The 21,403-nt window shown below is 71.1% G+C and carries 22 protein-coding genes; 10 read left to right on the top strand and 12 right to left on the bottom strand.

All coding sequences use genetic code 11. The annotated features are described in order from the left end of the window. Positions 1–38 precede the first annotated feature (38 nt). Entirely contained in the window at positions 39–1,253 is a 1,215-nt protein-coding gene (locus tag BMW85_RS16935; protein WP_091082266.1) for an ABC transporter ATP-binding protein, read from the bottom strand. A 181-nt stretch (positions 1,254–1,434) separates the two neighbouring features. On the opposite strand from BMW85_RS16935, the gene BMW85_RS16930 reads away from it, so the two are divergent. Then, positions 1,435–2,490: a LacI family DNA-binding transcriptional regulator gene (locus BMW85_RS16930; protein ID WP_091082264.1), complete on the top strand. Its 1,056-nt coding sequence runs from the start codon at positions 1,435–1,437 to the stop codon at positions 2,488–2,490. Here the strand turns inward: BMW85_RS16930 and BMW85_RS16925 are convergent. Continuing rightward, positions 2,459–3,643 (bottom strand): 2,5-dihydroxypyridine 5,6-dioxygenase NicX family protein, encoded by a 1,185-nt coding sequence (locus BMW85_RS16925; protein ID WP_177240720.1) that lies wholly within the window; start codon positions 3,641–3,643, stop codon positions 2,459–2,461. The two genes, BMW85_RS16930 and BMW85_RS16925, sit on opposite strands and share 32 nt — an antisense overlap. Positions 3,644–3,696: 53 nt before the next feature. Continuing rightward, complete coding sequence (locus BMW85_RS16920; RefSeq protein ID WP_091082263.1) at positions 3,697–4,185, bottom strand: glutathione peroxidase; 489 nt, start codon at positions 4,183–4,185, stop codon at positions 3,697–3,699. Positions 4,186–4,386: 201 nt separating this feature from the next. Between BMW85_RS16920 and BMW85_RS16915 the strand changes: the two genes are divergently transcribed. Together BMW85_RS16915 and BMW85_RS48485 are read left to right on the top strand one after the other, a co-directional pair. Next, positions 4,387–4,782: an aggregation-promoting factor C-terminal-like domain-containing protein gene (locus tag BMW85_RS16915; RefSeq protein ID WP_091082889.1), complete on the top strand. Its 396-nt coding sequence runs from the start codon at positions 4,387–4,389 to the stop codon at positions 4,780–4,782. Between the two features lie 337 nt (positions 4,783–5,119). After that, on the top strand, positions 5,120–5,605 hold the full coding sequence (locus BMW85_RS48485; RefSeq protein ID WP_245774851.1) for an aggregation-promoting factor C-terminal-like domain-containing protein: 486 nt from the start codon (positions 5,120–5,122) through the stop codon (positions 5,603–5,605). A gap of 22 nt (positions 5,606–5,627) precedes the next feature. Here the strand turns inward: BMW85_RS48485 and BMW85_RS16905 are convergent, their stop codons facing one another. Beyond that, on the bottom strand, positions 5,628–6,314 hold the full coding sequence (locus BMW85_RS16905) for a TetR/AcrR family transcriptional regulator (protein WP_245774850.1): 687 nt from the start codon (positions 6,312–6,314) through the stop codon (positions 5,628–5,630). 85 nt (positions 6,315–6,399) lie between these two features. On the opposite strand from BMW85_RS16905, the gene BMW85_RS16900 reads away from it, so the two are divergent. Next, complete coding sequence (locus BMW85_RS16900; RefSeq protein ID WP_091082261.1) at positions 6,400–7,518, top strand: ferritin-like domain-containing protein; 1,119 nt, start codon at positions 6,400–6,402, stop codon at positions 7,516–7,518. Here BMW85_RS16900 and BMW85_RS16895 read toward each other — a convergent pair. Beyond that, positions 7,515–8,117: a TetR/AcrR family transcriptional regulator gene (locus BMW85_RS16895; protein WP_091082259.1), complete on the bottom strand. Its 603-nt coding sequence runs from the start codon at positions 8,115–8,117 to the stop codon at positions 7,515–7,517. The genes BMW85_RS16900 and BMW85_RS16895 overlap by 4 nt on opposite strands. Before the next feature lie 73 nt (positions 8,118–8,190). Here BMW85_RS16895 and BMW85_RS16890 point away from each other — a divergent pair, with 73 nt between their 5' ends. The 3 genes from BMW85_RS16890 to BMW85_RS16880 all read left to right on the top strand — a co-directional run bounded on the left by BMW85_RS16890 (position 8,191) and on the right by BMW85_RS16880 (position 12,745). Further along, a complete protein-coding gene (locus BMW85_RS16890) occupies positions 8,191–8,985 on the top strand; it encodes an MBL fold metallo-hydrolase (RefSeq protein ID WP_091082258.1) in 795 nt (264 codons plus the stop codon). Positions 8,986–9,179: 194 nt separating this feature from the next. Next, complete coding sequence (locus BMW85_RS16885; protein ID WP_091082256.1) at positions 9,180–10,904, top strand: ABC transporter ATP-binding protein; 1,725 nt, start codon at positions 9,180–9,182, stop codon at positions 10,902–10,904. After that, positions 10,901–12,745 (top strand): ABC transporter ATP-binding protein, encoded by a 1,845-nt coding sequence (locus BMW85_RS16880; RefSeq protein ID WP_091082255.1) that lies wholly within the window; start codon positions 10,901–10,903, stop codon positions 12,743–12,745. The genes BMW85_RS16885 and BMW85_RS16880 overlap by 4 nt, the downstream gene beginning before the upstream one ends. A 4-nt stretch (positions 12,746–12,749) precedes the next feature. On the opposite strand, the gene BMW85_RS16875 is transcribed toward BMW85_RS16880, so the two are convergent. The 5 genes from BMW85_RS16875 to BMW85_RS16855 all read right to left on the bottom strand — a co-directional run bounded on the left by BMW85_RS16875 (position 12,750) and on the right by BMW85_RS16855 (position 14,810). After that, on the bottom strand, positions 12,750–13,172 hold the full coding sequence (locus BMW85_RS16875; protein ID WP_143082314.1) for a hypothetical protein: 423 nt from the start codon (positions 13,170–13,172) through the stop codon (positions 12,750–12,752). 122 nt (positions 13,173–13,294) lie between these two features. Then, positions 13,295–13,597, bottom strand: a complete 303-nt coding sequence (locus tag BMW85_RS16870; RefSeq protein ID WP_218155815.1) for a hypothetical protein — start codon at positions 13,595–13,597, stop codon at positions 13,295–13,297. 76 nt (positions 13,598–13,673) lie between these two features. Beyond that, on the bottom strand, positions 13,674–14,018 hold the full coding sequence (locus BMW85_RS16865) for a DUF202 domain-containing protein (RefSeq protein ID WP_091082250.1): 345 nt from the start codon (positions 14,016–14,018) through the stop codon (positions 13,674–13,676). Between the two features lie 15 nt (positions 14,019–14,033). Next, complete coding sequence (locus BMW85_RS16860) at positions 14,034–14,360, bottom strand: YidH family protein (RefSeq protein WP_091082248.1); 327 nt, start codon at positions 14,358–14,360, stop codon at positions 14,034–14,036. A 57-nt stretch (positions 14,361–14,417) separates the two neighbouring features. Further along, complete coding sequence (locus BMW85_RS16855; protein ID WP_245774849.1) at positions 14,418–14,810, bottom strand: DUF8711 family protein; 393 nt, start codon at positions 14,808–14,810, stop codon at positions 14,418–14,420. A 174-nt stretch (positions 14,811–14,984) separates the two neighbouring features. On the opposite strand from BMW85_RS16855, the gene bla reads away from it, so the two are divergent. The 3 genes from bla to BMW85_RS16840 are packed head-to-tail and all read left to right on the top strand — an operon-like array spanning position 14,985 to position 18,438. Continuing rightward, the gene (gene bla / locus BMW85_RS16850) at positions 14,985–15,914 is read left to right on the top strand and encodes a class A beta-lactamase (RefSeq protein ID WP_091082244.1); all 930 of its coding nucleotides are present in this window, start codon (positions 14,985–14,987) and stop codon (positions 15,912–15,914) included. Further along, complete coding sequence (locus BMW85_RS16845; RefSeq protein ID WP_245774848.1) at positions 15,914–18,127, top strand: transglycosylase domain-containing protein; 2,214 nt, start codon at positions 15,914–15,916, stop codon at positions 18,125–18,127. The genes bla and BMW85_RS16845 overlap by 1 nt, the downstream gene beginning before the upstream one ends. A 53-nt stretch (positions 18,128–18,180) precedes the next feature. Then, a complete protein-coding gene (locus BMW85_RS16840; RefSeq protein ID WP_177240718.1) occupies positions 18,181–18,438 on the top strand; it encodes a ubiquitin carboxyl-terminal hydrolase 14 in 258 nt (85 codons plus the stop codon). Positions 18,439–18,450: 12 nt separating this feature from the next. Here the strand turns inward: BMW85_RS16840 and BMW85_RS16835 are convergent, their stop codons facing one another. Both BMW85_RS16835 and BMW85_RS16830 read right to left on the bottom strand, forming a co-directional pair. Further along, the gene (locus tag BMW85_RS16835; RefSeq protein WP_218155814.1) at positions 18,451–20,034 is read right to left on the bottom strand and encodes a Na+/H+ antiporter; all 1,584 of its coding nucleotides are present in this window, start codon (positions 20,032–20,034) and stop codon (positions 18,451–18,453) included. Between the two features lie 75 nt (positions 20,035–20,109). Beyond that, positions 20,110–21,402, bottom strand: a complete 1,293-nt coding sequence (locus BMW85_RS16830) for a hypothetical protein (protein WP_143082312.1) — start codon at positions 21,400–21,402, stop codon at positions 20,110–20,112. Position 21,403: the final 1 nt, after the last annotated feature.

Genomic DNA, 21,403 nt, shown 5'->3' with positions numbered 1-21,403 from the left:
GGAGCTCACGGCCGGGATTCAGGAGACGGGAGACCCGCTCAGCGGTTGGCCTCGTGGCCGATGGCGAGGCCGGAGGTCGTGTCGAAGAAGTGCAGGTTGTGCGTGTCGACGACCAGGTCGATGCTCTGGCCGGAGCGCGCGTGGCTGCGGGCGTTGACGCGGGCGGTCCACAGCGACTTGTCGCCCGCGAGCGGCAGCGTCGCCTCCTCGTCGTCACCGGTGTCGGCGGCGGCGACGGTGTCCTTGTGCTCGACCGGCGGGGCGTCGATGAGGAACAGCACGTTGATCTCGGAGCCCAGCTCCTCGGTGACCTCCACGCGGGCCGGCAGGGTGGCCCAGCCGTTGGCGTGGTTGCCGGCCGAGTTCGCGTCCTCGAAGTCGGACGGGCGGATGCCGAGGATGATCTTCTGGCCGACGTACTGGTCGAGGCCCGGCTTGTCGGTGAAGGTGGAGTCGGGGATGGGCAGCTTGTAGCCGGCGAAGGCCACGGCGGCGCCGCCCTCGTCGCGGACCAGCTCGGCGGTGACGAAGTTCATCGCCGGGGAGCCCATGAAGCCCGCCACGAACAGGTTGACCGGCTTGTCGAACAGGTTCTGCGGGGTGTCGACCTGCTGCAGGATGCCGTCGCGCAGCACGCAGACGCGGTCGCCGAGGGTCATGGCCTCGACCTGGTCGTGCGTGACGTACACGGTGGTGACGCCGAGGCGCTCGTGCATCTGGTTGAGCGAGGCGCGCATCGAGACGCGCAGCTTGGCGTCGAGGTTGGACAGCGGCTCGTCCATGAGGAAGGCCTGCGGCTCACGCACGATCGCGCGGCCCATGGCGACACGCTGGCGCTGACCACCGGAGAGGGCGGCCGGCTTGCGCTTGAGGTACTGCTCAAGGCCGAGCATCTTGGCGGCCTCGTTGACGCGCTTCTGGATCTCCGCCTTCGGCATCTTGCGCAGCTTGAGGCCGAAGGCGAGGTTCTCCTCGACCGTCATGTGCGGGTAGAGCGCGTAGTTCTGGAAGACCATCGCGATGTCGCGGTCCTTGGGCGGCAGGTGGTTGACCACCTTCTCGCCGATGGAGATCTCGCCCCCGCTGATGTCCTCAAGGCCGGCGATCATCCGGAGCGCGGTCGACTTACCGCAACCGGACGGGCCGACCAGCACCATGAACTCGCCGTCCTTGATCTCAAGGTTGAGTCCGTTTACGGCCTTCACGCCACCGGCGTAGATCTTGTCGACGTTGCTCAGAACGATGGATGCCATGACAGTCCTTCGTGCTCCAGGGCGCGCTAAGGCCCGGATTGGTAGCGTGTCCCCACGTACGTGGATACGATTTCAAACATCTCACCCGAAAGGGTGATCGGTGTCAAGAGTTCCCGTGTGACCAGGCGTTGCCGACGCCCGCAACTTCCCTCTTGGCGGAAACCATGATGGAATCGTTTCCATGGAGAAGCGGGCGACGATCAAGGATGTGGCCGAGGCGGCCGGCGTGGGCGTCGCGACCGTCTCCAGGGTGCTGTCCGGCGGCTCGGCCAGCCCCCACACGCGCGAGCGCGTGCTCGCCGTCGCCGCGCAGCTCGACTACCGCCCGAGCGCGCTCGGGCGCAACCTGCGCCAGCGCCGCACCGGCGGCATGGGCCTGCTCGTCCCCGACCTCACCGACACCTTCTACGGCCAGCTCGCCGAGGGCGTGCTCGCCTGCGCCCGCTCCACCGGCGAGCCGGTGGTGGTCGGCTCCACCGGCGACGACCCCGAGCAGGAGTCCGAGCTGATCGGGATGCTGCTGGAGCAGAGCGTCGACCGGCTGATCGCGGTCCCCACGGGCGACGCCGAGACCTGGGCGCCGGCCGTACGGGCGGGGATGACGGTGGTCTTCGCCGACCGCCTGCCCGCGCGGCCCGCCGAGGAGGAGCAGCAGGACGCCGTGGACGACCTCATGCGCCTCGACGGCCTGTCCCCCGCCGTCCGCCCGCGCCCGCCGGAGGCGCCGTCCGTGCTGGCCGACGACCGCGCGGGCATCCGCACCGCCGTGCGCTACCTGCGCGGCCTCGGGCACCGGCGCATCGCCTTCCTCGGCGGCCCCGGGCACGACCGGCGGGTGGCGGCCTTCCGCGAGGCGGTGGGCACGCCGGTGGACGAGGAGCTGGTGGTCTTCGCCACCGGCAGCCGCGACTCCGCCTACGCGGCGGCCTCCGGGCTGTTCCAGAGCCGTCCCGACCTGACGGCGGTGGTGGCCGGGGGCAACGTGCTCGGCGAGGCGGCGGTGCTGGCGGCCAGGGAGCTCGACCTGCGGGTGCCGCGGGACGTCTCGCTCGTCATGTACGACGACGTGCCATGGGCCGAGCTCTGCTCCCCTCCGCTGACGGTGATCGCGCAGCCGGGGCGCGACATGGGCTACCGGGCCGCCGAGCTGGTGCTGCGGCCGGGCGTCCGCCGGCCGCGCACGGTGGTGCTGCCGACCGAGCTGATCATCCGGGGAAGCTGCGGCCCGCGCCGCTGACCGGCTCCGCCGCCGCGTCCGTTCCCTGTCCGGCTTCGGTGTAGCGGCGCGGCAGGATCATCGTCGGGTTGTCGTCCAGGACGACCTCCGGCGGCCCGAACCGCGCCGCCACCTCCCTGATCTCCGGATCGTCGAGCAGCAGCAGCCGCCCCCGCTCGATGAACAGCTCGCCGTCGACCAGCATCGTCGGCCGGTCCACCTGGATGTCGCAGTGGGCGAAGCCGGGCCCGGTCGTGACCGGCACGCCGTCGGTCAGCCCGTCGATGCCGCAGTAGAAGGCGCCCGCGTGCTTCTCCCGCTCGAACTGGGCGCCGCCCGCCACGCGTACCTTCGGGTTGAGCCCGAGGAGGCCGTGGCGCATGTAGAAGCCGCCGGGCGCGTAGCGGCGCAGCTGCTCGGCGGCCATGCCACCCTCGATCTTGCGGACCAGGTTGCCCTCCAGCGTGACGCGCAGCGGCTCCTCGGGCACGCCGGTGACCGTGGAGTCCTCGATGACGATCACGCCTTCGGTGTCCGTGGGCCAGAAGTTGGCGCCGCCGTACGGGAAGGGCCGCCAGTCCCCCGGCCGCATCGCCCCCGGATCGGGGTCGAAGGTGAACCCCGAGTAGGTGACGTCGGTGCCCCTCTCGGAGGTCACCCGGATCGAGCGGGCCGGCGAGAGCCGCGCCAGCGTCCGCCGCAGCAGGGCGTAGAAGACCTCGGCGGGCAGCCGGGCGCCGGTCAGCAGCGCCCCGGCGGTGGCCGTCATGTGCAGCGACAGCCAGCGCGAGGAGCGTGCTTTGATCTGGTCGAAGAACAGCGGGGCCGTGTGCACCTCGCCCCACCACGTGCCGGCGATGACGACGTCGGCCGCGCGGAAGGCGGCGGTCTCGACGGCGAGCGGCGCCTCCCTGTCCCATCCGCCGGCGCTGAACGGCGGCACCGACAGGATCCGCACGTCCGCGTCACGGAACGCGGCCGCCGCCGCGAACGCCTGCACCACGACCGGGTCGACGGCGTGCTCCATCATGAGCAGCACCCGCTCCCCGGCCCGCAGCCGCAGGTAGTCCAGCGCGTTGCGGACGCCGGGCATCAGCTCGACGATGGAGTAGGGCGCGGCGGCGGGCTCGGCGGCGTATCCGAAGGGAGCTCCTGCGTACGGGTTGCTCGTCATGGATCACCGATACCCCGCAGCGGAAATCGCGTACCGTAACCGGACGATTGCCGTCAGCTCAGGAGCTTGTCGATGGCCGTGGTGACGGCCGGGTCCTCCGGCGCAGTGCGGGGGCGGAAGCGGGCGACCGGGGCGCCCTCGCCGTCGACCAGGAACTTCTCGAAGTTCCACTGCACGTCGCCGGCCTCGCCCTCGGCGTCGGCCAGTTGGGTGAGCTCCGCGTAGAGCGGGTGCCGGTCGGGGCCGTTGACCTCGGTCTTGGCGAGGAGCGGGAAGTCCACGCCGTACGTCGTGGCGCAGAAGGTCTGGATCTCCTCCGCCGACCCCGGCTCCTGCCCGGCGAACTGGTTGCACGGCACGCCGATGACGGTGAGGCCGCGCGGGCCGTACTGCTCCTGGAGCTGGACCAGGCCGCTGTACTGCGGCGTCAGGCCGCAGCGGGAGGCCACGTTGACGATGAGGGCGGGGCGGCCCGCCGTGAGCTCGCGGAGCGTGGTGGGTGCGTCGGCGAGCGTGCGGAGCGGGATGTCACTGAGGCTCATGATCCGACGATACAGAACCCCGCTCGGCGGTCAGTCCCGGCGAAATGTGACGCAGCCCTCATTCAGCTGACAAAACCCCTGGACAGTGAGACACGCCAGGCTTTACTAACGATCTACGCTTTCATGGTCAATTCGCGACGAAAGGTGCTTATCGGGCAGGGTGGCGCGGTCCATGTCACCTTCGAAAGGGAATCCATGCCCATGCTCCGCCGTACCGGCGTCCTCGTCCTGACCGCCACCCTGGTGGCGGCGGGCGGCGCCTCGGCCGCACAGGCGCAGAGCTCCCAGACGAGCACGAGCAGCAGGAACAAGTCGATCGCCAAGCCCATGGTGGCCGCGCGCGGCTGGAACGTCATCCAGTTCAGGTGCCTGGAGCGGCTCTGGACCCGCGAGAGCGGCTGGAACCACCGGGCCGCGAACGGCTCCGGCGCCTACGGCATCCCGCAGGCGCTCCCCGGCGTCAAGATGTCCTCAAAGGGCCGCGACTGGCGCACCAACCCCCGCACCCAGATCAAATGGGGCCTCGGATATATCAAGCAGCGGTACGGCACGCCGTGCGGCGCGTGGGGACACTTCCTCTCCCACAACTGGTACTGACCCAAACCCCAGGATTGTCCGCTCTTTGCGGCAAGACCCCGTCAGCACCGCGACAGGCCCGGCAATACCGGCCCAGCGAGGCCGCCTTTTATCCGCAACGATCACACAAAGCCCTGTCCTTCGCGTGTCCCGATGTATGACCCGTGGTGACACGGCGTAATAGGAATCGTGCTAAAGGACACGTCGCGGTGCCCTCCGGGCCGCCCAGCGGGATCGGGCGGAATCAGGATCCCGGAGAGCCGGCGGACCCCTTCGCGTGCGCGCCACGTACGCGAAGCGGCAGGGCGCCCCTTCTGCGGGGCGCCCGTCCGCACGCGGCCCGGAAGCAAGGATCGCCTTGGACAGCAAACGCGCGCGCGGCGGCACGATCATCGGCCTGACCGCGTTCACCGCGCCCGTCATCATGCTCAGCACGATCACCACGCCCACGGCCTGGGCGGGCACGGCGGAGACGCCGTTCCCGATCAGAACCAGGACGTGGACGACATCCGCGCAACCCGTCATCCCGGCCGTCGTGCCGGCCAACAGAAACAAGCGGATCGCCCTCGGCCACGTCGTCCAGCGATCGTGGAACCTCAGGGAATTCCGCTGCCTGGACCAGCTCTGGACCAGGGAGAGCAACTGGAACCATCACGCCTACAACCGCTCGTCCGGCGCGTACGGCATCCCGCAGGCGCTGCCCGCGGGCAAGATGAGCGGCGCCGGCCGCGACTGGCGGTCCAACCCGGAGACGCAGATCCGCTGGGGCCTCGCCTACATCAAGGGACGCTACGGCAGGCCGTGCGGCGCATGGGGACACTGGAGGTCGCACAACTGGTATTGACGGTGCCCGGGAGGGCGCCCGCTCAACGGGTGCCCTCCCGGCTGACCTGCTTGCCGGTCTGCCCCCCGGTCTGCCCGCCGCCCGGCGCGCGGGCCGTGGCGGCCTGGATGAGCATCTCCAGCCCGAACTCGAACTCCTCCTCGTGATCGCATGTGCCGAGCAGCGACGCCATCGCGCCGACCTCGGGGAACAGCGCGGGATCCACGCCCGCCGACGGGACCGCCGGGGCGCTCACGGGCGCGAACGCCGGCGTCACCCCGACCTCCCGGAGCAGCGACCCCACGATGTACGCGATGAACACCCGCAGCATGCTCACCGCCTCCGCGCCGTCGAACCCGGCGCTGCGCAGCGTGGCGAGCGCCCGCTCGACCGGCAGCAGCCCGGCGGCGGAGTGGAGCTGCCTGCTGACCACCACCATCGTCGAGCGCGGGTAGAGGGAGGCGATCTGCCGGAAGGCCCGCGCCTGCACGCGCACCCGGTCGGCCCAGTGCGCGCCGGGGTCGTCGGTGAACTCGATCTCGCTCAGCACCGCCTCGGCCACGCCGCTGAGCAGGGCGTCCTTGCTGGGCACGTGGTTGTAGAGGGACATCACGCCGACGCCCAGCTCGGCGGCGATGCGGCGCATCGAGACCGCGTCCGCGCCCTCGCGCTCGATGAGGTCGATGGCGGCCGCGACGATCCTGGCCCGGGAGAGCGGCTTCGTGGGCATGGCTCATTCTATTGACCGCCGTACAGCGTACGTGCAACTCTCACGAGAGAACGTACGGTGTACGTCATCTCCCCGCGGAGGTCAGATGTCGACCCACGATCTCTACACCATCCCCGCCGGCCTCTCCACCTGGGACGTCCAGATGTCCGGCGCCAGCCGGTTCACCTGGGAGTACGACGACGGCCGCGACCGCATGCTCGCCCTGTACCAGAAGGGCAAGGACAAGCAGTGGGACTCCGTGAAGCGCATCGACTGGGACCTTGAGGTCGATCCGTACAACGTGCTCGGCATCCCCGACGAGACGATCGCCATCCATGGCACGCCGCTCTGGGAGCGGATGGACGAGCGGACCCGCCAGGAGGTGCGCCGGCACGGCGCCGCCTGGCAGTTCTCCCAGTTCCTGCACGGCGAGCAGGGCGCGATGATCTGCTCGGCCAAGATCGTCGAGTCGGTGCCCGACCTCGACTCCAAGTTCTACGCCGCCACCCAGACCATGGACGAGGCCCGCCACGCCGAGACCTACGCCCGGTTCCTCCAGGAGAAGGTGGGGCTCGCCTACCCGATCAACCAGCACCTGAAGGCGCTGCTCGACAGTACCCTCGGCGACTCGCGCTGGGACATGCCCTACCTCGGCATGCAGGTGCTCATCGAGGGGCTGGCGCTGGCGGCGTTCGGGGTGATGCGCGACATCACGACCAAGCCGCTGCCCAAGCAGATCCTCGCGTACGTGATGCAGGACGAGGCCCGGCACGTCGCCTTCGGCCGGATGGCCCTGCGCGACTACTACAGGAACCTGTCGGAGAGCGAGTTGCGCGAGCGCGAGGACTTCGTCATCGAGGGCTGCTACCTCATGCGCGACCGGCTGCGCGGCGAGGAGACCTGGGAACGCCTCGGCCTGTCGCCGTCCGAGGTCGCCGAGGCGATGGAGGCCACGGAGCACTCGGAGTACCTGCGGCTGTTCCGCTCGCTGCTGTTCAGCAGGATCGTGCCGTGCGTCAAGGACATCGGGCTGTGGAGCCCGCGGCTGCGGCAGGCGTACGCGGATATGGGCGTGCTGGACATGGCCGGCCAGTCGCTGGAGGCGCTCATGCGCCAGGACGAGGAGATCGCCGACCAGGTCGACGCCGAGCGCTTCGCCCAGGAGGAGGCGGACCGGCACGCCGAGGTCGCCGGCACCATCGCCCTCGGCGAGGCCGGCGCCTAACCCGGCGCGCGCTCCAGGGCCGCCAGCATGAGGCGGCGCGCGCGGGCCGGAGCGGCGGGGTCGGCAAGGAGCTGGATCTCCTGGTTGGCCGCCATCGCGATGCCCGTGAGCGCCGCCACGAGGTCGTCAGGGTCCGGCGTCGCGGCGAGGTCGCCCGCCTCCTGCGCGAGCACGATCTGCTCGCGCAGGAAGGCCCGCCAGCGGACGACCGTGGCGAGGAGGAGGTCGCGCAGCTCGCCCGGCCGGGCGTCCAGCTCGCAGGACGCGGCGGTGACGAAGCACCCGTTGGGGAACGGGCTGCTCTCCAGGTAGTCGCACCAGCGGTCGACGACCGCGCGTAGGCGCGGCAGGCCGGGCTCGGCCCGCAGGCCCGGCTCGACGACGGCGGCGGCGAACAGGTCGGCCGCCCTGGCCAGCACGGCGAGCTGCAGCGCGGCGCGGGAGCCGAAGGGACCGACGACGCCGGCCTTGCTCATGCCGAGGTCGCCGGCCAGGGAGCCGATGGTCAGCCCGTGCAGGCCGTCGGCGGAGGCCCTGAGCACGCCGGTGGCGACGATGCGCTCGCGGGTCGCCTGGGCCGCCTCGGCGGAGTTCCTCATGGTTGACGAGTTTAGCAAACGATCGTACGCTCACCTCGATATCGAACGATCGTTTGCTAAAGGGAGGCCGCACATGCGCGTCCGATGGCTGGGCTGGGCCGGGGCCGAGATCGAGTCCGGGGGCCACAGCGTGGTGATCGACCTGCTCGGCCGCCCTGAGGGGGTGCTGGAGGGCACTCCGCTGTCGGCGCCGCTGCCGGAGGTCGTCCGGCCGCGCACCGAGGGCGACGTGCTCGCCGGCCTCTGCACCCACCTGCACCGGGACCACACCGACGCCGGCGCCCTGGCCGCGGCGCTCCGCCCCGGCGGGCTGGTGCTGCATCCCGCGTCCTTCGGCGGCGACGACCACGAGAACCTGTGGACGCTCAAGGCCGACCGCGAGCTCGACGCCCACGGGCTGCCCCGGCGTCCCATGAGCCTGTGGGAGACCGTCACGATCGGCCCCTTCACGATCTCCGCCGTGCCGGCCGTCGACACCCTGGGGGATCCGCAGGTGTCGTGGGCCGTCGAGGCGGGCGGCAAGCGCGTGCTGCACCTCGGCGACAGCATGTTCCACGGCTACTGGTGGCGCGCCGCGCACCGGTTCGGGCCGTTCGACGCCGTGCTCGTCCCCGTCAACGGGCCGACCGTGTGCTTCCCGCACTGCCTGCCGCCGAGCCCCTATCCGGCCTCGCTCGACGCCGGCCAGGCCGCCGTGGCCGCGCGCCTGCTCGGAGCGCGGATCGCGGTGCCGATCCACTACGACGGGTTCCACATCGACGGCTTCTACGAAACCAGGCCAGGCGAGCTGGCCCGCTTCCAGGACGCGGCCGCCGCCGAGACCTACGAGGTCGCCGCGCTCAAGCAGGGCGAGGACGTCACCCTGTAGTCCTGTGGCGGGAGCGGCGACGTCGCGCTTCGTGCATGATCGTTCACGTTTTCCCACGTCACATACGTGAAACGCACCTCCGGGCCACAAAAAATCGGTTGATCGTCGGTATTAGCCTTGAAGGGATGCCTCCCGACACTGACATACCTCGCCGTCCCCTGCTCTCCTCACTTTCCTCCAACTCCCTGTGGCGGATGAAGTCCTACCTCCGCCCCTACGTCGTCAGACTGATCTTCATCTGGCTGTCGGCGATCATCGGCATAGGCGCGAGCATCGCCCTCCCCCTGATCAGCAAACAGGTCATCGACGGCCCCGTCTACCACAAGGACGCGGGCGCGCTGCTCCCCCTCGGGCTGCTCGCGCTCGGCGTCGGCGTGGTCGAGGCCATGCTGATCTGGCTGCGGCGGTGGGCCCAGGTCAAACCGGTGCTCGGCCTGGAGACCGCCATCCGCGACGACCTCTACCAGCACCTGCAGCGGCTGCCCATGCGCTTCCACGGCGACTGGCAGTCGGGTCAGCTCCTGTCGCGGGCGACCACGGACCTGTCGACCATCCGCCGTTTCCTCGGCTTCGGCCTGCTGTTCCTGGTCATGAACATCCTGCAGCTCATCACCGTCACCGTGCTGCTGCTCAACATGTACTGGCCGCTCGGGCTGCTGGTGCTCGCCTCGGCCGTACCGATCGTGTGGACCTCGCTGCGCTTCGAGAAGCGCTACATCCGCATCTCCCGCCAGGTCCAGGACGAGCAGGGCGACCTCGCCACGCTCGTGGAGGAGTCCGCGCTCGGCATCCGCACCATCAAGGCGTTCGGCCGCCGCCACCACGTCTACGACCGCTTCGACGACGCCGCGCTCAAGGTGTACGACACCTCGCTGGCCAAGGTGCGCATGTCGGCCCGCTTCTTCGCCTTCCTTGAGGTGATCCCCAACGTCACGCTCGCCCTGGTGCTGCTGCTCGGCGCGCTCGCGGTCGGCGGCGGCGGGCTGACGCTGGGCGCGCTGGTCGCCTTCACCACGCTGATGCTGCAGCTCGTGTGGCCGATCGCGAGCCTCGGCTACATCCTGGCGATGGCCCAGGAGGCGATGACCTCGGCCGACCGTCTCATGGAGGTCATGGACACCGTCCCGTCCATCGAGAGCGGCACCGAGACCATCGATCGGCCCCGCGGCCACCTGCGTTTCGAGGGCGTCGGGTTCAGCTTCCCCGGCGCCGACCGGCCGGTGCTGCGCGACGTCCGGCTGGAGGTGCGGCCCGGCGAGACCGTGGCGATCGTGGGCCCGACCGGCGCGGGCAAGACGACGCTGACGGCGCTGGTGCCCCGCCTGCTCGACCCGACCGAGGGCCGCGTCACGATCGACGGGCACGACGTGCGCGACCTGGAGCTCACCACCCTGCGTACGGTGGTGGCCACGGCGTTCGAGGAGCCGACGCTGTTCTCGATGAGCGTGCGCGAGAACCTCATGCTCGGCCGGCCCGACGCCACCGAGGAGGAGCTGGCCGAGGCCATCCGCACCGCGCAGGCCGGGTTCGTCCACGACCTGCCGTGGGGGCTCGACACACGCATCGGCGAGCAGGGCCTGTCCCTGTCCGGCGGCCAGCGCCAGCGCCTGGCCCTGGCCCGCGCCGTGCTCAGCAGGCCGCGCATCCTCGTCCTCGACGACACCCTTTCCGCACTCGACGTCGAGACCGAGGCGCTGGTCGAGGAGGCGCTGCGGCACGTGCTGCGCGACGCGACCGGCATCGTGGTCGCCCACCGCGCCTCCACCGTGCTGCTGGCCGACAAGGTGGCGCTGCTGCGCGACGGCACGATCACCCATGTCGGGCAGCACCACGAGCTGCTGGCCGAGGTGCCCGAATACCGCGCGCTGCTGGCCCAGGACGCCGACCTCGACGACGCCTCGGAAGGAGCGCTGCGATGAGCACCACCACCGGGTCCTCGCGCGCGTCCTGGCGCGGGGTCGCCTCCGAGGACCAGGACGAGCTGCCGGAGAAGGTCTCCGTCCTGCTGCGCGACCGGTCGCGGCGGCTGCTCGGCGCGCTGCTGCGGCCCTACCGCAAGCAGATCGCGCTGCTCGTGGCCACCATCGTGGTCTCCAGCGCGGCCGGGCTGTCGATCCCGTTCCTGGTCTCGATCGGCATCGACGAGGGCATCCCGCCGCTCGCCCGCGGCGACGGCCCGGCGGTCCTGCTGACCGTGGTCGGGGTGATCCTGTTCTCCACCCTCGTCCAGGCGGTGACCAGGCAGGCGTTCCTCAACATGTCGGGCCGGATCGGCCAGAACACCCTGCTGGAGCTGCGCCGCCGGGTCTTCGACCACTTCCAGCGCCTGTCGCTGAGCTTCCACGAGAAGTACACCTCGGGGCGGGTCATCTCGCGGCTCACCTCGGACATCGAGAGCATCGCCGAGCTGCTGCAGTCGGGCTTCGACGCACTCGTACGGGCCCTGCTGACCATGGTCGGCACCGCCGTGCTGCTGCTGGTGCTGGACGCGCACCTCGGCCTGATGGCGCTCGTCCCGCTGCCGTTGCTGCTGCTGTTCACCCGCTGGTTCCGCCGGCAGTCGGCCATCGTCTACCGGCGCACCCGTGAGACGGTCGCCTTGGTGATCGTTCACTTCGTGGAGTCGATGACCGGCATCCGCGCGGTGCAGGCCTTCCGCAGGGAGCCGCGCAACCAGGAGATCTTCGAGCAGCTCAACGACGACTACCGGGACGCCAACGCCGGCGGCATGAAGCTCGGCGCGACGTTCATGACCGGCATCAGGCTGGTCGGCAACCTCACGGTCGGCGGGGTGCTGCTCTACGGCGGCTACCTGGCGCTGCACGACGAGGTCAAGGTCGGCGTGCTCGCCGCGTTCCTGCTCTACCTGCGCCAGTTCTACGAGCCGATGCAGGAGGTCAGCCAGTTCTACAACACACTGCAGTCGGCGAGCGCCGCCCTGGAGAAGCTGTCGGGCGTGCTGGAGGAGGAGCCGTCGGTGCCCGAGCCGCGCGATCCGCAGCCGCTGCCGCAGGGCCGGGCGCGCGGCCGGATCCGCTTCGAGCACGTCAGGTTCGCCTACGTGGAGGAGATGCCGATCCTGCCCGACCTCGACCTGACGGTCCCGGCCGGGCAGACGGTGGCGCTGGTCGGCTCGACGGGCGCGGGCAAGACGACGCTCGCCAAGCTGATCTCGCGCTTCTACGACCCGACCGAGGGCCGGGTGCTGCTCGACGGCGTGGACCTGCGCACGCTGGACGAGCCGACGCTGCGCGGGGCCGTGGTCATGGTGACCCAGGAGAACTTCCTGTTCAGCGGCACGGTGGCGGACAACATCAGGTTCGGCCGGCCGGGGGCCTCCGACCGGGAGGTGCGCGAGGCCGCCAAGGCGATCGGCGCGCACGAGTTCGTCACGAACCTGCCCGACGGCTACGACACCGAGGTCGGCAAGCGCGGCGGCCGGATGTCCGCGGGGCAGCGCCAGCTCATCGCGTTCGCGCGGGCGTTCCTGGCCGACCCCGCGGTGCTCATCCTCGACGAGGCGACCTCCAGCCTCGACGTGCCGAGCGAGCGGCTGGTGCAGCGCGCGCTGCGGACCATCCTGGCCGACCGTACGGCGCTGATCATCGCGCACCGGCTGTCGACCGTCGAGATCGCCGACCGGGTGCTGGTCATGGACCGCGGCGAGATCGTCGAGGACGGGCCGCCGGACCGGCTCATCGCCTCCGCGGGCCGGTTCGCCGGCCTGCACCAGGCGTGGCTGGACAGTCTGAGCAGCTGATCCGTCAGTGGTGCACGGGCTTCACGATCGCGGCATACAGCTCGTAGCCGACGAACAACGCGATGGGCATCCCGAGCGCCACCAGCAGCCGTCCTGGCAGGGTGGCCCGCTGCACGGCGGCCACCCGGTCGGGCGGCTTGATCCCCGGCACCCGTACGGGGCCGGGGTCCGGTTCCTGGGCCGCCACCAACTCGGGGTGGCGGCTCAGGTAGCCGGACGGGAACGAGGTGACCCGGTAGGCGCCGCAGCCCGGGCAGGACGGCCCTGACCAGGGCGGCTGCACCGCCACACCGGAGCTCAGCCAGATCTGCGTCTCGTTGCCGCGCGCGTCGATGACGGTGCGGAGCAGGTAGTCCTCCTCCCACACGTGCAGGCAGCGCAGGCACTCGAAAGGCCATGACACCCGGGTCTCGAACCCTTCGGGCACGAAGATCACCCCCGACCGCGGATCGCCGTTCGCCCTCAGTGTCCGCCTGGTCACATTGGACCGACAAGGCGGTCTTCTGACACCTGACGTCAGGGAAAGCTCACCAACCATCAGGTTTGCCGCTAATAGAGCGGCCTCGGGACGGGGCTCAGCAACGGCGTCTCGTCGGGCGCCGCCGCCGCGTCCGACGGGATCAGCTCGGGATGGTGCAGCAGATAACCCTCGGGGAACGTGGTGGCCTGCTCGCAGCCGCACCTCGGGCACCTGGCCCCCGGGGAGGGCGGCGGGACCGCGATCCCGTCGCGCAACCAGAGCGTCGCCTCGTTGCCGTGGGCGTCCTCGACGTGCCGGACGAGGTAGTCCTCCTCCCACACGTGCCAGCAGCTGCGACACTCGAAGGGCACGATCCGGCGTTCTTCCTCCAACGAAATCACCCCCTCATCCGAGTGTCCGCCCTGGAGGCCAGATCACGCAAACCGGTCTTTCCGGCTTCCGTGCAGGTCAGAGGGCACGCGACCAGACGAAGACGACCGCACCCAGGACCACGCAGAGCGTGCCGAGCCAGGCGACCAGCACGTCCGCGCCGTGGTCGAGGGGCCGGCCGCCGTGCAGCGCCGCCTGCACCCGGCGGTAGCGGGCGCGCGTCCTGATGAGCAGCACGGCGCCGCAGAACGAGGCCGTCGCGAACACCGCCACCGCGGCGACCGGCAGGCCGTTGCGCAGCGTGATCCCGGCCGCGCCGAGCCCGCCGGTGGCCAGCAGCACCGCCGTGCGCACCCAGGCCAGGCGGGTCCGCTCACTCTGCAGGCCGCTGTCCCAGACCTCCTCCTCCGGAGCGCTCGCCATGCCCCCGTACCTCCGTCAGGCCGCGAGCAGGACGAGGACGAGCGCGATGACCGCCACCAGCGCCACGCCGTAGCCGAACACGGCGGCGAGCGCGGGCGGCGGGAGCGGCGCCTGGGCGCGCAGGGCGCGCTGGATGTTGCGCCAGCGCGGATAGGCCAGGCCGGCGGCCAGCGCCGAGAGCGCGACGAGCAGGACGGCCAGCGCGGTACGGATCCACGGGACGAACACGTCGGCGGGCAACGCCGCCATCGCCACCCCGCCCGCGCTGAGCGCCAGCGCCGTGCTCAGCCAGGTGAGGAAGGTGCGTTCATTGGCCAAGGTAAAACGCGGGTCGGGTTCCATGGGAAAAACGGTAATTCGTCCACTTTTCCCCTAGAGAAGGCGGGATTGCCCACCCGGTCAGTTGGTGCAGGCCTGCCGGACCGTCTCCAGGTAAGCGACCGTCTCCTTGCCCACCTTCTGGGCCGCGTCGACGGCGTCGTTGACGTTCTGGACCGAGATGCCGCTCAGCTTGTCGGCCAGGTTGTCGGAGGCCTCCTTGATCGTGGTGTTGGCGGCCTTGTCGGCCACGTCGCCGAGCTTGGCCGCGGCGTCGTCGAGCGCCTTGTCCATGGCCTGGGGATCGTTGGTGAGCTTGCTGATCTGCGCGCCCAGGTCCGCGACGATCTTCGGCGCCTCCAGGCACGCCTGGGCCTTGTCGATGGTCTGGTTGACCTCGCCGCATCCCGCGACGGCGAGGGCGAGGGCGGAGAGACCCGCGAGGGACAGCAACCGGCTCTTGGGGAGTCGCATGCCCAGACCCTACCCAAGCGCCTGTCGGGCCGCGCTTGCCGAAATCTGCTGCGCTTCCGACCAGCGTTGATATCGGTTTGGATATCCACCGATTTCCGATATCGCTATTGGACACCCTGTGATCCGGTCTGGTGTGCTGCTGCCCTCTGACGGACGACTGTTAGGACCGATGACATGCGACACGCCTCCCCTCGCCGCCTCGCCGCCGCCCTCGCGGCCACGCTCCTCGCCGGGAGCAGCCTGGGGACGGCGACGGCCTCGGCCGCGACGACGGAGGCCGAGGCCGGGCCGCTCCAGGGCGGGCAGGCGCTGGTGACGAAGGAGCTGCGGGCGCTGGAGAAGTCCTACAAGGGACGGATCGGGGCGTACGCCATCGACACCGCCACCGGCCGCACGGTCGCCTACCGTTCGGGCGAGCGGTTCCCGCTGCTGTCCACGTTCAAGGCGCCCGTCTGCGCGGCGGCGCTGCACAAGGCGAGCACGTCCGCGCCCGGCCTGATGGACAAGGTCGTCAAGTGGACAAAGGCCGAGCTCAAGCCCAACTCGCCGACGACGGAGAAGCACGTCGCGGACGGACTGACCGTCGCCCAGCTCTGCGAGGCGGCCATCACCCTCAGCGACAACACCGCGGGCAACATGGTGCTCAAGCAGGTCGGCGGCCCGGCCGGGCTCACCCGCTACTTCCGGTCGCTGAAGGACCCGGTCTCGCGCCTCGACCGCTGGGAGACCGAGCTGAACGACTGGAGCGCGAAGGACAAGCGGGACACCACCACGCCCGCCGCCATCTCCCGCGACCTGCGCCTGCTCACCTGGGGCGACGCGCTGAACGCCAAGGACCGGCAGCGGCTCATCGGCTGGCTGCGGGCCAACCGGACCGGGGACACGCGCATCCGCGCCGGCCTGCCCAAGAGCTGGACGATCGGCGACAAGACCGGCACGAACTCCGAGATCGGCGGCGCCAACGACATCGCCGTCGTCTGGCCCGACAAGGCGGCCGCCCCGATCATCATGGCCGTCTACACCACCCGATCGACGCCCTCGGTGGACGACAAGGTGCTCGCCAAGACCGCGACCGTGCTCGCCCGCGGGCTCGGCAGGCTCTGATGGCGGGCCGGGGGACGAAGATCGTACGTCTGGCCGCCGCGGGGGCCGCGGCGGGCGTGCTCGTGGCCGGGATCACCGTCCCGGCCGTGGGCGGGGCCGGGTTCGGGCTGGTGGCGGCGGCCGGCGAGGTGGACCTCAAGCCGGTCGACCTGGTCGAGCCGCCGCCCGCCGAGGTCACGATCGTGCGGGACGCGAAGGGCCGCGAGATCGCGCGCTTCTACGAGGAGTACCGCGAGGTGGTCGGCTTCGACGCCATCGCCGAGGTCATGAAGACGGCCATCGTGGCGATCGAGGACTACCGCTTCTACGAGCACGGCGCCATCGACGTGGAGGGCACGCTGCGCGCGCTCGCCACGAACCTGCGGGCGGGCAAGGTCGCGCAGGGCGGTTCGAGCATCACCCAGCAGTACGTCAAGCAGGTGCTACTCAACTCCGCCGGCACCGACGCCGAGCGGGAGGCCGCCCTGGAGGCCAGCTACACGCGCAAGCTGAACGAGCTGCGTTACGCGATGGGCATGGAGAAGAAGTACACCAAGGACCAGATTCTTGAGAAATATCTGAACATCGCGTACTTCGGCGCCGGGGCGTACGGCGTCGAGGCGGCGGCCAAACGCTTCTTCGGCGTCCACGCCGCCCGCCTGACCCTGCCGCAGGCCGCCACGCTGGCCGGCGCCGTGCAGGACCCGAACGCGACGGACCCCAACCTGGGACGCGAGCAGCGCGACCGCCTGCTGAAGCGGCGCAACGTGGTGCTCGACCGGATGGCGGAGCTGGGGAAGATCACGCGGGCGGCGGCCGACCGGGCGAAGCGCACCAAGCTCGGCTACAAGGGCACGAAGCTTCCCGGCGGCTGCGAAGCCAGCAAATATCCCTATTTTTGCCTGTACGTCCGCCAGGAGATCCTCAACAACCCCGACTTCGGCCGGACCGCCAAGTCCCGCCTCGCCGCGCTGAACCGCGGCGGCCTCACCATCAGGACGACCCTCGACCCGGCCAAGCAGGCCGCCGCCGAGCGGGCGATCCGCGCCTACGTCCACGCCTCCGACCACGCCGTCGCCGCCGAGGCCCTGGTCCGGCCGGGCACCGGCGCGATCGAGGCGATGGCGGCCAGCCGCCCGTACGGCAACCGCGCGGCACGCCACGAGATCTCGTACAACGTGGTCGCCGACGCGGCGCACGGCGGCGGGGCCGGGTTCCAGGCGGGCTCGACGTTCAAGACGTTCACCCTGATCAGCGCGCTGAAGCAGGGCATGAAGGTGGACGACGGGTTCACCGTGGGCGCGGGTTACCGCGCGCCGGCGTACGCGACGTTCAAGAACTGCGCGGGCGAGAACATCGGCGATCCGTCCCACACCGTCACCAACGACGAGGGCTCCCCCGGCTGGAAGACCCTCAGGACGGGCACGTGGGGGTCGGTGAACACGTTCTTCATGGAGCTGGAGCGCCGGGTCGGCCTCTGCGAGACGGTGACCACGGCCAAGTCGCTCGGCATCCGCCGCGCGGACGGGCGCGCGCTCCAGGAGTACGAGACGTTCACGCTCGGCATCAACGAGATGGACCCGGTCACCGTGGCCACCGCGTACGCGGCGATCGCGGCACGCGGCACCTACTGCGCGCCGATGGCCATCACCGCCATCACCGACAGAAACGGCAAGACCGCTCGTTACCGGCCGAAGTGCCGCCAGGCCCTCGAACCGGCCGTCGCGGACGCCACGGCCGACGTGCTGTCCGGCGTCTTCACCAAGGGCACGATGAGCGGCGTCGGCGGCATCGGCCGGGACGCGGCCGGCAAGACCGGCACCACCGACGGCTACGCGACCGCCTGGTTCGCCGGTTTCACCCCGGATCTGGCGGCGGCGGTGAGCATCGGGGACCCGCGCGGCTCGCAGCGGCACAAGCTGGTGGGGGTGACGATCGGCGGGCGCCGCTACGGGATCGTGGCGGGGGCCAGCCTTCCCGGGCCGATCTGGAAGGCGACGATGATCGCGGCACTGCGGAACGTCCCTCCGTCGTCCTTCACCCCGATCGACCGGGCCCGCTTCGGAGGCTGCGCCTCCCACTGCCGTCCCGACGCCGATCCGGAGCGGGAGAGCCAGGCGGAGACGCCTCCGGACGCGGACGGCCGACCCTCAGGGGACAGCCGGCCCTCGGAGGACGGCCGGCCCTCGGAGGACGGCCGACCCCCGGAGGACGGCCGGCCGCAAGGGCGGTGAGCAGGAAGAACGCCGGGTGATCGCTCCGGTCACCGAGTAATAGGATGGTTGATATGGCTATGTGCGAGCATTTTTCCCAGTCCGATGACCCGGCGGCGCGCACTCCCGAAGGCTGCGAGGAGTGCCTGGCGGCGGGCGGCCGATGGGTGCATCTGCGGCGCTGCCTGGAGTGCGGCCACATCGGCTGCTGCGACTCCTCGCCGGGCAAGCACGCCACCGCCCACTTCCACGACACCCGGCATCCGGTGATCCAGTCGTTCGAGCCCGGCGAGAGCTGGCGCTGGTGCTTCGTGGACAACCAGATGGCCTGAGGCCGGCGGGCCTCAGCGCTCCAGGATGGCCTCCTCGAAGTCGAGCTGGGCCATCACCTCACGCAGCACCTCGTCGTCGAGGCGCCGCTCGTCGCGCAGCCGTACGAACACCTGGCGCTCGGCCTGCAGCATGTCGCGGCGCAGCCGCCGGTAGAGCGTGCTCGGCGTCTCCGCGCCGCCCGGCCCGGTGCCGCCGCCGAGCCGCTCCCACGCGGTGAGCGAGCGCCGCCAGGACTTCTCCCTGAGCTGGTCGATGACCTGCTTCTGGATCTCGTCGGGCTCCTGCTCCTGCTCGGCCACCAGCCGGTCGAGCTCGGCGAGGCCCGCCTCCAGAGCCGCCTGCTGGGCCGCCGCCTCGGCCAGCCGGTCCTCGTAGCGCTCCTGGTCGCTGGACACGCCGAGCCGCCTGATCAGCGCCGGGAACGTGGTGCCCTGGATGAGCAGGGTGCCGATGACGGTGGTGAACGTCAGGAACAGCAGCATCGCCCGGTCGCGCGGCGGCACCTCGGGCGGGATGGCGAAGGCCGCCGCCAGCGACACCACGCCGCGCATGCCCGCCCAGCCCAGCAGGACGCTCTGCTGCCTGCCGGGCGTCTGCGGGCCGTCCCTGCGCACCACCTTGAGCAGGAACGTGGCGGCGAACACCCACACGAACCTGGTCAGGATGGTCGCTCCGAGCACCGCGGCGGCGTAGCCGGCCACCTCCCAGGCGCTGTAGCCGGAGATGCCACGGATCACGGTGACGAGCTGCAGCCCGATCAGCGCGAACACGATCGTCTCGAGGAAGAAGGCGGTGACCTGCCACACCGCGTCGGACACCAGCCGCGTGCCGAACCCGCGCAGATGCATGCGGGAGCCGAGGTAGAGGCCGACGATGACCACCGCGATCACGCCGGAGGCGTGCACCGACTCGGCCGCGAGATAGGCCGCGAACGGGATGAGCAGCGTCAGCGTGTTCTCGACCAGCGAGTCGCGGGTCAGCGTGAACAGCCAGGCGAACACGAGGGCCAGCGCCAGCCCGATCGCCACGCCGCCGACCGCCGCCAGCAGGAACTCGCCGACGCTGTGCAGCAGCTCGACCGTGCCGCCCAGGAACGCGCCGATGGCCACCCGGTAGGCCGTCAGCGCGGTCGCGTCGTTGAACAGGCTCTCGCCGATGAGCAGGGTCAGTGTGCGGCGCGGCAGCCCGAGCCGCCGCCCGACCGCCACGGCCGCGACCGCGTCGGGCGGCGCGATGATGGCGCCCAGCGCGAACGCCAGCGCCAGCGGCAGGTCCGGCAGCAGCAGGTGCACGACGAAGCCGACCACCGCCGCGGTGAACAGCACCAGCCCGATCGACAGCAGCCCCACGGCCCGCTTGGCGTCACGCAGCCGCAGGTAGGAGCTGTCGAGGGCGGCGGAGTAGAGCAGCGGGGGCAGGAAGACGTAGAGGACCAGCTCCGGATCGAGCGGCACGGCGGGCACCAGCGGGGACGCCAGCAGCCCGGCGGCCACCAGCAGCAGCGGCGCGGGCCAGCCCTTGCGTCTGGCGACCGCGGCGACGGCGATCGCGCCGCCCGCCACGAGCAGCAGTTGCAGACCCAGGATGGGACTCACCGGCGTGCCTCCCCCCGTCGGCTGATCGGATTCGCCGACGAGAGCGTACCTGGCCGCGCGGACTCGGAAGTCCGCTCACCAGTCCCTGCGGTCGCTCCGCTCGTGGTAGTCGGGCTGGTCGGGGCGCAGGCGCTCGCCCGTGGAGAACATGGGGTCCCCGACGTACGGGCGGGTCATGCCGGGGTCGGACTGCTGCGGGTACTGCTCCTGGCGGCCGAGCGCGAGCAGCGGGTCCACCGGGTTGGGCTGCTGCTGGGGCTGCTGGTAGGAGCCGTAGTCGTCCCGATAGTCGGCGCTGTAGTCGGCGGCGGCCGGCTGCTGGGGGGCGGTGCGGCGGCGGCCGGCGCCGGGGATGCCGTGCATGGGCGTGCCGAGCCCGGCCGCGGCGGAGCCGCCCTGGCTCTGCTGCTGGGGCTGGGGCTGGGGCTGCTGCTGGGACGGCTGGGCGTAGGAGTCCCGGCGCCCGTAGGAGTCGGACCCGTAGGAGTCGGACCCGTAGGAGTCGGCCGCGTACGGGTCCGCCTGGTAGGGCTGGGCCTGCTGCCCGCTCCCGGCGTACGTGCCGGCGGCCTGGGAGGGGAAACCGAGGGGGTCGGTGCTGAGCGGCGCCGAGCGGCGCTGGTCGGCGCCGGGCATCTGGTAGAGGGGCTCGTTCTCGGCGTACTGGGGCTCGGCGTACTGCGACCCGGTGAAGCGGTCGGGCTGCTGCTGCGGCTGCTGGTAGGGCGACCGGTCGGCGGTGTACTGCGGCCCGCTGAACGGGTCTCCGGTGTACTGCGGCCCGCTGACGGGGTCGCCGGAGTAGTGGGGGCCGCTCGCCGGGTCGCCGGTGTACTGCGGGCCGCTGTAGGGGTCGCCGGTGTAGCGGGGCTGGGGGCCGGTGCTGTCGACGTATTGGGGGCCGGTGAAGGGCGCCCGCTCGCCGTAGGCGGGGGTCTGCTCCCTTGATCCGGCCGACTCGCCGAACCCGGCCACGAGTTTGTCCTGGGGCGCGGGGCCCCGGGCCACGAGGACGTCGTTCGGGGAGAGCGAGACCGGGCGCTCGTCGAGCGGCGGCTGCTGCTGCTGCTGGTGGACGGGCGGCGCCGGGCGTTGGTACTGGCCGGTGCCCGGCATGACCTCGGTGCCCGGGTCGTGCGCGGGCACGGCGGGCTGCTCGCCCGTGGCCTCCGCGAAGCCCTCGTCGAGGGTGTCGAGCAGCCGGCCGACGTCCTCCATCGGCATGCGGAAGCTCGCTGTGCACATCTCCCCACGCCACAGGCTGAGCACCAAGGTGCCCTCGTGCCACGTGACCCGGAGGCAGCGCTCCTGACCTCGTGCATCGAAGAAGACTTCGCCGAACGACGGCAACGGGACAACTTCCGACATG

Origin of the sequence: Nonomuraea wenchangensis (assembly GCF_900111685.1) — a bacterium.
Classification (GTDB): Bacteria; Actinomycetota; Actinomycetes; order Streptosporangiales; family Streptosporangiaceae; genus Nonomuraea; species Nonomuraea wenchangensis.
The sequence above is the reverse complement of the archived record's forward strand: the minus strand, read 5'-3'. Positions and strand labels throughout refer to the sequence as shown.

Coding starts and splice junctions, on each gene's coding strand:
- BMW85_RS16920 (WP_091082263.1), bottom strand. CDS start 4,185: ATGAGCCTCAGTGACATCCCGCTCCGCACGCTCGCCGACGCACCCACC.
- BMW85_RS16885 (WP_091082256.1), top strand. CDS start 9,180: ATGAAGTCCTACCTCCGCCCCTACGTCGTCAGACTGATCTTCATCTGG.
- bla (WP_091082244.1), top strand. CDS start 14,985: ATGCGACACGCCTCCCCTCGCCGCCTCGCCGCCGCCCTCGCGGCCACG.
- BMW85_RS16865 (WP_091082250.1), bottom strand. CDS start 14,018: ATGGCGAGCGCTCCGGAGGAGGAGGTCTGGGACAGCGGCCTGCAGAGT.
- BMW85_RS16895 (WP_091082259.1), bottom strand. CDS start 8,117: ATGAGGAACTCCGCCGAGGCGGCCCAGGCGACCCGCGAGCGCATCGTC.
- BMW85_RS16925 (WP_177240720.1), bottom strand. CDS start 3,643: ATGACGAGCAACCCGTACGCAGGAGCTCCCTTCGGATACGCCGCCGAG.
- BMW85_RS16830 (WP_143082312.1), bottom strand. CDS start 21,402: ATGTCGGAAGTTGTCCCGTTGCCGTCGTTCGGCGAAGTCTTCTTCGAT.
- BMW85_RS16905 (WP_245774850.1), bottom strand. CDS start 6,314: ATGCCCACGAAGCCGCTCTCCCGGGCCAGGATCGTCGCGGCCGCCATC.
- BMW85_RS16860 (WP_091082248.1), bottom strand. CDS start 14,360: ATGGAACCCGACCCGCGTTTTACCTTGGCCAATGAACGCACCTTCCTC.
- BMW85_RS16840 (WP_177240718.1), top strand. CDS start 18,181: ATGGCTATGTGCGAGCATTTTTCCCAGTCCGATGACCCGGCGGCGCGC.
- BMW85_RS16855 (WP_245774849.1), bottom strand. CDS start 14,810: ATGCGACTCCCCAAGAGCCGGTTGCTGTCCCTCGCGGGTCTCTCCGCC.
- BMW85_RS16880 (WP_091082255.1), top strand. CDS start 10,901: ATGAGCACCACCACCGGGTCCTCGCGCGCGTCCTGGCGCGGGGTCGCC.
- BMW85_RS16845 (WP_245774848.1), top strand. CDS start 15,914: ATGGCGGGCCGGGGGACGAAGATCGTACGTCTGGCCGCCGCGGGGGCC.
- BMW85_RS16930 (WP_091082264.1), top strand. CDS start 1,435: ATGGAGAAGCGGGCGACGATCAAGGATGTGGCCGAGGCGGCCGGCGTG.
- BMW85_RS16890 (WP_091082258.1), top strand. CDS start 8,191: ATGCGCGTCCGATGGCTGGGCTGGGCCGGGGCCGAGATCGAGTCCGGG.
- BMW85_RS16915 (WP_091082889.1), top strand. CDS start 4,387: ATGCTCCGCCGTACCGGCGTCCTCGTCCTGACCGCCACCCTGGTGGCG.
- BMW85_RS16900 (WP_091082261.1), top strand. CDS start 6,400: ATGTCGACCCACGATCTCTACACCATCCCCGCCGGCCTCTCCACCTGG.
- BMW85_RS16935 (WP_091082266.1), bottom strand. CDS start 1,253: ATGGCATCCATCGTTCTGAGCAACGTCGACAAGATCTACGCCGGTGGC.